We start from the raw sequence: 7,901 nt of genomic DNA on the forward strand, positions 1-7,901 counted from the left end.
ACTGCGCATAATAAAACAAAGCGAGCCTGACTAGGCTCGCTTAAAATCTATCTGTAATCAAGGGGTAATCTCACAACCTTGAATTGCAGACTAATATCCACGCATCGAATCCAACCATTCAGGTAAGAAGAGTGAAATCTGTGGTACGTAAGTAATCAGGGCTAAGAAGGCTAGCATCACGAGTAACCAAGGCAGAACCGACTGAATCACCCAACCAATACTGCGCCCTGTGATCCCAGCGGTGACAAAGAGATTGAGTCCCACCGGCGGCGTTAGCATACCGATCTCCATGTTCACGACCATGATGATACCCAAGTGGATAGGATCTATGCCTAATTGCGTTGCAATAGGGAACAGAATTGGCGCCATAATGAGTACAATCGCCGATGGCTCCATAAAGTTACCAGCAGCAAGCAACAGTAAGTTAACGATGATCAGGAATCCCCAAGCGGGTAAACCCATGCTAACAATATACTCAGCAATAATGTGAGGGATACGTTCTGTGGTTAATACATGCGCAAATAGCATAGCGTTAGCTATGATAAACAGCAGCATGATACTGACCTTGGCACCATCGCGCACAACATGACGTATGTCTTTGTCGATAGGCGTTTTAATCAGTCCTAAGAACATATGGCCTAAGTTACGCGCAGTTGCTTTGGCTAAGTTTTCACCTTGATTACGCCATGCCACGTCTTTTAATGGCCCGATATCACGGTAGCCAAATACCGCAATAAGGTAAGCATATACACAAGCCACAGCTGATGCTTCGGTTGGGCTAGCGACGCCACCATAGATAGAGCCTAATACGATAAAGATGAGTGCTAATCCACCCATTGCCTTGGCACTTGAAATCCCCAGTTGTTTAACGCCTGGAAAAGGACGTGAGGGCAAGTTTTTAAAGCGGGCAACGATATAAATGACGATCATCAATATAAATCCCATCATTAAACCTGGGATTAAGCCTGCCATAAACATTTTTGCAGCCGACACTTCCGTTGCTGCGGCATACACTAACATGACGATTGAAGGTGGGATCAAAATCCCGAGAGTGCCAGAGGTCGTGATCACGCCTGCAGCAAATTTTTCGGGATAACCTGCTTTTACCATGCCGACTATGACGATAGAACCAATTGCCGCAACAGTCGCAGGAGATGATCCAGAAACCGCAGCAAACAGCATACACGCCATAACGGATGCCATCGCTAATCCACCACGGACATGTCCAATACTGTCCATGGCAAAATCGATAATCCGTCTAGCGACACCACCCGTTGATAGGAAGGCGGATGACAGAATAAAGAAGGGGATTGCGAGTAAAGTGTAATGCTCTGATGAAGACTCATACAGCTTGAGTGCAACTGAAGCTAAGGAGTCATTCGAGAACAATAAAATCGTCAGCATGCTGGAAAAACCTAATGCGATAGCGATAGGCATACCGAGAAACATACATACGAATAGGGCGGTAAATAGGGTTGCAATAGCCATTATTTAGCCTCCTTTTGGTCAGAGACTGGATCTACTTTAGCGTTTTTAGCGCTCTCATCGATTAAATGCATACTTTCTTTCGCTTCATCGGCAAATTGGAAGCCTGAGACTTGGTCACGCAGAATGGCGATAAAGAGTTCGACGAAACGCCAAGTCAACATAAAAAAGCCAATAATTAAAATACTTTGAGATAACCAAATCGGTATTGCGCCATCTTCAATATCGATTTTTAAAGTGTTCCAAGCAAAATCTGGATCGAGGCTTTTTAATATAAATTGTGGGAAATGTATGTCTTCCATAGGCAAACCGATTTGATACATCTGGCTTAAGTAATCCCAACTGCCTTTTAAAAAGAGTCCGCAATAGACGATACAAACAAAGGCGGTAATAAGAGATACTATCTTTTTAGCCTTTGGCGCTAAATTTTTAACAAACGCATCGACACCAATATGGGCACCGACTTTAACCCCATAGGACATACCAAATAACACAAACCAACCGCAAAAGGTTAATGTAAGTTCTTGGATCCAAAGAAAACCCGTGTTGAAGAAGAAGCGAGCGACGACTTCTGAAAACACTAACAGCGTCATCAGAGTGATCAATAAATTGAGCACACCTTCTTCAATATAACCAAATATTCGCGATATCACAGCCATAATCCCCTCGCTGAAATGGCCGCCTAAGCTCGGTTGAGCTTAAGCGGCTATCATCATTATTATTTATTTGCAGCTACAGCAGCATCAATCACATCTTTTCCGATTTGATCTTCAAACTTAGCCCAAACAGGTTTCATTACCTCAACCCATTTTTGACGTTCAGCAGGAGACAGAGTTACTAACTGTGAACGTTTAGAATCAAGGATTAACTGTTTGTCTTCATTGTCTTTTTCAGCGGCAATCTTGTTACCTAATGCGATAGATTCGTCTAAAGCTTCTTTGATGATCTTACGTTTGTCAGCAGGTAGACCTTTCCAGAAAGTGTCAGAGGTCACGACCATATAGTCGAGAACACCGTGATTACTTTCAGTGATTTGGCTTTGCACTTCATAGAACTTTTGTGAATAAGTATTTGACCAAGTGTTTTCTTGACCATCGATAGCGCGGGTTTGAAGTAGGGTAAATACTTCAGAGAAAGGTTTTTTCACAGGGATTGCACCAACAGCATCAAACTGGGCTGCTAGAACATCAGATGCCATAACGCGGAATTTCAAGCCTTTTGCATCAGCAGGATTTTTAAGTGGTGTGTTAGATGAGAACTGTTTCATACCATTGTGTAAATAACCCAGACCGACAATTCCTTTACGGCTCATGGAGTTCAGTAATGTTTGACCAGCTTCACCTTGTTGGAAACGGTTCACGGCATCCATATCATTGAATAGGAAAGGTAAATCGAATATTTGTAGACGTTTAGTGTAACGCTCAAACTTTGAGAGTGAAGGCGCGACAAATTGTACGTCGTTTAACAGCAGTGCCGCTAGTTCGTTGTTATCCCCAAATAACTGTGAGCTAGGAAATACACTGACTTTGTATTCACCTGGTAAACGTTGTTCAACGAGTTCTTTAAATTTAAGTGCCATTTGGCCTTTAGGTGTGTTTTCTGCCACTACGTGTGAAAACTTAATTTCAATCGGTTCTGCAAATACGTTAAAACTGGTCGCAAATACGGAGGCAACAGCGAGCATTTTGACTAAGGTTTTGAGTGGACGGGTCAATCCAGTTTGTTGATTCAATATCATCTTGAGTTCCTTTTTCTGTTGTTAGGATTTGTCCTCAGTCTTGGTTAGTTTGTTACCAAGTTTGAGTAGGAATACAGCCTTGATTTCCCTGAGGTCTGTCTTACTAAAGGCAAATACCACGCCAACTTACACTGGCTTCTGTAAGTGTTTGGTTACTAAAGTGTAGTTCATTTGATGTTTGTCACACTTTTAGTTTGGTGGGTGAGATCTCGCTCACAGTGATTTTGTGTTTGGGTGGAAACCCACCCATAGTGAAGATCGGCCCCAAATTGACGGCTCTTGTCGTTGCAGATAAATTAAACAAACTTAGTTATTTTGAGATCAAAAAAAGCCGTAAAAGTATGCGATATAACGACAAATATTGTGGTGGGTTGCTTTAGGATAAGCAGTGTAGGTGAGATGTGAAGTCTAGGGAGGTTAAGTCGATAGCTATCGTAGTCAATCAAGACACAATTCATTTGATGACTGTTAGTCATCCTCTAAAAGAATACGTTTAAGGATAGCATCGCTAGGTAACAAGGCTAAATGGCCTTGTTCATCAAAGTACCAACCTGTAATAAAGCCTTTTTGGCGCATGCTGACGAGATTATGCATGACTTCCCGCGCTTCTTTTAGAGCCGTTTGCTCATCGCAGGCGTGGGTATGCTTTAAATAAGTGGCAATATTGGCAAGAGAAGCGGATTGACTGACGCTGGCCATAATGTTGATCTCCAAAAATGCTAAAGCAGAATGAAATCAGGCTGAGTGTCGATAGTCTTAGTATTTAACGAAGTATAAAATGCCGAACAGCATAATTTATCACTCGCTGATTGAGATCAAGCATAGTTGAGTCAGCGCGCGGGTAAAGTTTATTGGGGGAGAAATATGGTGGTCGCTACTGGGCTCGAACCAGTGACCCCCTCCTTGTAAGGGAGGTGCTCTCCCAGCTGAGCTAAGCGACCTGGGATATAACGTGTGTATTGCAGAATATGGTGGTCGCTACTGGGCTCGAACCAGTGACCCCCTCCTTGTAAGGGAGGTGCTCTCCCAGCTGAGCTAAGCGACCTGGGATATAACATGTGTATTGCAGAATGTGGTGGTCGCTACTGGGCTCGAACCAGTGACCCCCTCCTTGTAAGGGAGGTGCTCTCCCAGCTGAGCTAAGCGACCTGGGCATTCTTAAACTACACAATTTTTAAGTCATTCTTCACTAAAGAATGGTGGTCGCTACTGGGCTCGAACCAGTGACCCCCTCCTTGTAAGGGAGGTGCTCTCCCAGCTGAGCTAAGCGACCTGGGAATGACTTTTACACATTAATACATCAAGTTATATGGTGGTCGCTACTGGGCTCGAACCAGTGACCCCCTCCTTGTAAGGGAGGTGCTCTCCCAGCTGAGCTAAGCGACCTGGGATATAACATTTTGTATGCCATAATTTCTTTGTAGAAAATATGGTGGTCGATACTGGGCTCGAACCAGTGACCCCCTCCTTGTAAGGGAGGTGCTCTCCCAGCTGAGCTAATCGACCTCGCTGTGTGGAGCCGTATTATAGGGAGGTTCGATCTAGTGTCAACGCTTTTTAGTGAAAAAAGCATTGGTCGCGCTATTTTTGTCCACATTGGCTTAATGCTAATCACGCCGCCGATCAAAGTGTTATTTAATTCGCCAGTCAATGGTACGTAATTTGGACGCTCGTGATTAAATACGAGTTGAACTCATCGCATTAACCAGACTTTTTTGTGGTAAAAGTGCTGAGGAAGTGAGTGATTTATAAAAATTAGCGCACTAACTAAATAGTATGAGTGCATTGATAGTGTATAGATGCGCGTGTTCGATGGCGCAGATATTTATAGTCGAAGGAATATAGGTGTAGAGATTTAGGGGGTGGAATATAAAGCCTGAAAAATCATCTCAAGTGTTAGCATTAATCAATGGTGGTGATAGCAATAGTGCCACCTTTATATATCGCTTTATATTGGCTTCCCTATATAAAGGAGAGGGATTTGCGACACGATTTAACCAGATAAGTGATACTGTGAAGCTTGTCCCATTTGCAGCGCCTGCTTTGACTGTTAGAATAAGCCCACTTTTTTTATCGTGATTGTCTTTATCTAGACGACTTTATATAGGTTAGTGTCCCATTATGACAACTAAGACGCGTTTTGCCCCTAGTCCTACCGGTTTCTTGCATGTTGGTGGTGCCCGTACTGCACTTTATTCTTGGTTACAAGCCCGTGCCAATAACGGTGAGTTTGTATTACGTATTGAAGACACTGATATTGAGCGTTCGACTCAAGCCGCTTGCGATGCGATTTTAGAAGGCATGAACTGGCTAGGTTTGACGTGGGACGAGGGCCCATATTACCAAACTAAGCGTTTTGACCGTTATAACGAAATCATTGCTCAAATGTTAGATAAGGGCACAGCGTATAAATGTTACTGTTCACGTGAGCGAATCGATGCCTTAAGAGAATCACAGGCCGCTAACGGTGAAGCACAAAAGTATGATGGTTGCTGTCGCGACTTACCCGCTCGCGAGACTGATGAACCATTTGTGGTGCGTTTTAAAAATCCAATCGGTGGTTCAGTGGTATTTGATGACCATGTTCGTGGTCGGATTGAATTTTCTAACGATGCATTAGATGACTTGATCATCGCCCGTACCGACGGCGTACCAACCTATAACTTCTGTGTGGTGGTTGATGATTGGAATATGGGGATCACTTGTGTGGTGCGTGGTGAAGATCATATCAACAATACCCCGCGTCAAATCAACATTCTTAAAGCATTAGGGGCGCCGATCCCAGAATATGCACACGTATCTATGATTCTAGGTGATGACGGCGCTAAGTTGTCCAAGCGCCATGGCGCTGTTAGCGTAATGCAGTACCGTGACGATGGCTATTTACCAGAAGCACTGCTGAACTATTTAGTACGTTTAGGTTGGTCACATGGCGATCAAGAGATTTTCTCATTAGAAGAAATGAAGCAATTCTTTAAGTTGAGTGACATCAACAAAGCCGCTTCTGCTTTTAATACCGATAAACTGGTGTGGTTGAACCAACACTATATAAAGAGCCTAGATCCAGAATATGTGGCAACACACTTACAATGGCACATGGACGATCAAAAAATTGATCTGTCAAATGGCCCAGCATTAGCTGAAGTGGTCACTGCATTAGCTGAGCGCGCTAAGACTCTAAAAGAGTTAGCCGCATCTAGCCGCTATTTCTATGAAGATTTTGCTGAGTTTGATGAAGCACAGGCGAAAAAGCATTTACGCGGTGTTGCGTTAGAGCCATTGCAACTGGTGCAACAGAAATTATTAGCATTAACTGAGTGGACAGCTGAAGCTATTCATCAGGCAATTGAAGATACTGCGACTGAATTAGATGTGGGTATGGGTAAGGTCGGTATGCCTTTACGTGTTGCAGTAACAGGGGCAGGGCAGTCTCCAGGCTTAGATATCACACTATTTTTAATTGGAAGAAGCCGTTCTGAGCAAAGAATATCCAAAGCGATTGAATTTGTAGCAGATAGAATAAATTCCTAAAAAAACGAGTTGACACTTTTAGGTGCGCTGCATAGAATGCGCCACGCAGTTGAGACACAGTCGAGCAAATGCTTGCAGTGCACTTAAATGTAGTTCGATAGGTTTGGGGTTATAGCTCAGCTGGGAGAGCGCTTGCATGGCATGCAAGAGGTCCACGGTTCGATCCCGTGTAGCTCCACCAAACTTACCGTAGATGTTAAACGGGAACCTTTTCTAGTGAAAAGTTCAAATTAATATGTCCGGGGTCCCCTTCGTCTAGAGGCCTAGGACACCGCCCTTTCACGGCGGTAACAGGGGTTCGAATCCCCTAGGGGATACCAAATATTGGTTCCTAGCGAATAACTAACGAGTTATTTGGTAAGAACAAAATCTAAATTTCTGCTGATACATATACTGCTAAAGTTAGCTGTGTTGACAAAAATTTGGGGCTATAGCTCAGCTGGGAGAGCGCTTGCATGGCATGCAAGAGGTCCACGGTTCGATCCCGTGTAGCTCCACCAATTTACTGCCTTATTAAGCAGAAACGAAAGTTTAAATTAATGCACCCAGGCACAATTCGTTATTTAGAAGAGTGCATATGAGGCCGTAGATGTTAAACGGGAACGTTAGGTTCAAATTAATATGTCCGGGTCCCCTTCGTCTAGAGGCCTAGGACACCGCCCTTTCACGGCGGTAACAGGGGTTCGAATCCCCTAGGGGATACCACATTTGGGTTCCTAGCAAATAACTAACGAGTTGTTTGGTAAGAACAAGGCATTTGCTTCCTAGCCTACTGAAGTGAATGTGTTACAAAACTCGGTTACGAGTTAAAACATAAGTCCGGGTCCCCTTCGTCTAGAGGCCTAGGACACCGCCCTTTCACGGCGGTAACAGGGGTTCGAATCCCCTAGGGGATACCACATTTGGGTTCCTAGCAAATAACTAACGAGTTGTTTGGTAAGAACAAGGCATTTGCTTCCTAGCCTACTGAAGTGAATGTGTTACAAAGCTCGGTTACGAGTTAAAACATAAGTCCGGGTCCCCTTCGTCTAGAGGCCTAGGACACCGCCCTTTCACGGCGGTAACAGGGGTTCGAATCCCCTAGGGGATACCATCTATATTTTATAGAGAGTGGTTCCTAGCAAATAACTAACGAGTTGTTTGGTAA

5 protein-coding genes and 12 tRNA genes are annotated in these 7,901 nt (G+C 43.9%); 7 read left to right on the forward strand and 10 right to left on the reverse strand.

Translation table 11 applies throughout. From position 1 onward, the window contains the following. Positions 1–90: 90 nt before the first annotated feature. The 10 genes from L5M51_RS15690 to L5M51_RS15735 all read right to left on the reverse strand — a co-directional run bounded on the left by L5M51_RS15690 (position 91) and on the right by L5M51_RS15735 (position 4,729). A complete protein-coding gene (locus L5M51_RS15690; RefSeq protein WP_028761090.1) occupies positions 91–1,488 on the reverse strand; it encodes a TRAP transporter large permease in 1,398 nt (465 codons plus the stop codon). After that, entirely contained in the window at positions 1,488–2,144 is a 657-nt protein-coding gene (locus L5M51_RS15695) for a TRAP transporter small permease (protein WP_173497702.1), read from the reverse strand. Before L5M51_RS15695 ends, L5M51_RS15690 begins: the two co-directional genes overlap by 1 nt. A 59-nt stretch (positions 2,145–2,203) precedes the next feature. After that, a complete protein-coding gene (locus tag L5M51_RS15700; protein WP_113941003.1) occupies positions 2,204–3,223 on the reverse strand; it encodes a TRAP transporter substrate-binding protein in 1,020 nt (339 codons plus the stop codon). Between the two features lie 468 nt (positions 3,224–3,691). Further along, positions 3,692–3,922 (reverse strand): hypothetical protein, encoded by a 231-nt coding sequence (locus tag L5M51_RS15705; protein ID WP_105252063.1) that lies wholly within the window; start codon positions 3,920–3,922, stop codon positions 3,692–3,694. Between the two features lie 166 nt (positions 3,923–4,088). Further along, positions 4,089–4,164: transfer RNA gene (locus L5M51_RS15710), tRNA-Val, on the reverse strand. Positions 4,165–4,192: 28 nt separating this feature from the next. Continuing rightward, a tRNA-Val gene (locus L5M51_RS15715) sits at positions 4,193–4,268 on the reverse strand. Positions 4,269–4,296: 28 nt separating this feature from the next. Further along, positions 4,297–4,372: transfer RNA gene (locus L5M51_RS15720), tRNA-Val, on the reverse strand. A 48-nt stretch (positions 4,373–4,420) separates the two neighbouring features. After that, positions 4,421–4,496: transfer RNA gene (locus L5M51_RS15725), tRNA-Val, on the reverse strand. 37 nt (positions 4,497–4,533) lie between these two features. Continuing rightward, positions 4,534–4,609, reverse strand: a tRNA-Val gene (locus tag L5M51_RS15730). 44 nt (positions 4,610–4,653) lie between these two features. After that, a tRNA-Val gene (locus tag L5M51_RS15735) sits at positions 4,654–4,729 on the reverse strand. A 615-nt stretch (positions 4,730–5,344) separates the two neighbouring features. Between L5M51_RS15735 and gltX the strand changes: the two genes are divergently transcribed. The 7 genes from gltX to L5M51_RS15770 all read left to right on the forward strand — a co-directional run bounded on the left by gltX (position 5,345) and on the right by L5M51_RS15770 (position 7,847). Then, entirely contained in the window at positions 5,345–6,754 is a 1,410-nt protein-coding gene (gene gltX, locus L5M51_RS15740) for a glutamate--tRNA ligase (RefSeq protein WP_263173682.1), read from the forward strand. Positions 6,755–6,859: 105 nt separating this feature from the next. Then, positions 6,860–6,935 (forward strand) — tRNA-Ala (locus L5M51_RS15745). A gap of 63 nt (positions 6,936–6,998) precedes the next feature. After that, positions 6,999–7,074 (forward strand) — tRNA-Glu (locus L5M51_RS15750). A 104-nt stretch (positions 7,075–7,178) separates the two neighbouring features. Further along, positions 7,179–7,254 (forward strand) — tRNA-Ala (locus L5M51_RS15755). A gap of 129 nt (positions 7,255–7,383) precedes the next feature. Beyond that, positions 7,384–7,459, forward strand: a tRNA-Glu gene (locus L5M51_RS15760). Positions 7,460–7,577: 118 nt separating this feature from the next. Then, positions 7,578–7,653 (forward strand) — tRNA-Glu (locus L5M51_RS15765). 118 nt (positions 7,654–7,771) lie between these two features. Beyond that, positions 7,772–7,847 (forward strand) — tRNA-Glu (locus L5M51_RS15770). The last annotated feature ends 54 nt before the right edge of the window (positions 7,848–7,901 follow it).

Source organism: Shewanella sp. SM73 (assembly GCF_025653795.1).
GTDB classification, from domain to species: domain Bacteria; phylum Pseudomonadota; class Gammaproteobacteria; order Enterobacterales; family Shewanellaceae; genus Shewanella; species Shewanella oncorhynchi.

Excerpts from the sequence above, each read along its gene's own strand:
- L5M51_RS15705 (WP_105252063.1), bottom strand. The coding sequence starts at position 3,922 with ATGGCCAGCGTCAGTCAATCCGCTTCTCTTGCCAATATTGCCACTTAT.
- L5M51_RS15700 (WP_113941003.1), bottom strand. The coding sequence starts at position 3,223 with ATGATATTGAATCAACAAACTGGATTGACCCGTCCACTCAAAACCTTA.
- gltX (WP_263173682.1), top strand. The coding sequence starts at position 5,345 with ATGACAACTAAGACGCGTTTTGCCCCTAGTCCTACCGGTTTCTTGCAT.
- L5M51_RS15695 (WP_173497702.1), bottom strand. The coding sequence starts at position 2,144 with ATGGCTGTGATATCGCGAATATTTGGTTATATTGAAGAAGGTGTGCTC.
- L5M51_RS15690 (WP_028761090.1), bottom strand. The coding sequence starts at position 1,488 with ATGGCTATTGCAACCCTATTTACCGCCCTATTCGTATGTATGTTTCTC.